This is a genomic window from Neisseria sp. P0009.S007 (assembly GCF_051962515.1).
In genome coordinates this window covers 1-958 of record NZ_JBQCVF010000594.1, presented here as the reverse complement: position 1 = coordinate 958, position 958 = coordinate 1, and the positions used below count along the sequence as shown (strand labels likewise).

Genomic DNA, 958 nt, shown 5'->3' with positions numbered 1-958 from the left:
CCGACGAAGAAACGCCAAACTTTGCCTATCATGCGTCTTGCTTCAAGTTGGCGTTTGATGTCGCCTTTGGTCGATTTTAGCGTATAGGGCAAAAGTGCGATTTTGAACAATACGCCTGCAACGCCGAAGAGGATGAAGCCGAAGAGTGTAGCAAAAAAGCGACGGAAATAGTCTAAAGTCTTCATGCGTTTTTCTGCCAGTGCCAGTTTCTACCGATATAGTGTTGAGTATGTTGTCGGCCGTCTGAAAGCAGGAAGCGTATCCACTCCAAGCTGCTCCAATAGGGCTCGACTGTTGTATCGTTAGGATTTTCAGACGGCCTTGCGGCTGTGGTTTCCAAGCTTAAGGTATAGTCTTCGCCTTTGGTAATGACCAGTGCCAATGCATAGGCAAACGGTGCACGTGTAGCCAAGACGGGATAGTCTTCGGATAACGGATCATCGGCGACAATTACTAAAACAGACGGTGCACCGTCTTGCAAAAGCGCGAATGCCTCGGTCAACGCGGTTTCAAAGGAGTCGGCGGCAACGGCCAACGCGGTATGTTCGCTCATGTCTTTGCGCAACATCGACCATTGCCCAATCGTTGCGTTGTGGACGGACAGGCCGAATGAGGTCGGGGATACGGTATGCGTGTTCAAAAGCTCTTGCCATAATTCAAAGCTGCGGTTGCTTTCGCCGTCGTGCGAAACGTAAACCGGTACGCTTTCGGGATATTGGTCAGCCAGATTCCATGCGGCATCACAAACCAAGCGTGCCGCTTTACCCAAGCGGCGGCGTTGCATAGGCGGCAAAAAGGAGAGCGCGGGTTTGCACTCCGGCAGGGAGGTGGTATCGAGTTTTCCCTGCGCCCAGTCCTGCCATTGCTCCGGCGTACTGATTTTGCTGGAGGAGGCCTGCCATGCGGCGATATTGAAGCTGAAACGGCAAACGTTTTGAGGCATGATGTCTTTCAATGT

At 52.0% G+C, this 958-nt stretch carries 1 protein-coding gene and 1 pseudogene; both read right to left on the bottom strand.

Features of this window, described 5'->3' with window-relative positions:
* Positions 1-185: pseudogene (locus ACTHS3_RS15030) on the bottom strand (1-acyl-sn-glycerol-3-phosphate acyltransferase); the annotation flags it as partial.
* On the bottom strand, positions 182-943 hold the full coding sequence (locus ACTHS3_RS15025; RefSeq protein ID WP_070695648.1) for a beta-ketoacyl synthase chain length factor: 762 nt from the start codon (positions 941-943) through the stop codon (positions 182-184). The gene ACTHS3_RS15025 and the pseudogene ACTHS3_RS15030, both read right to left, overlap by 4 nt.
* Positions 944-958 lie beyond the last annotated feature (15 nt).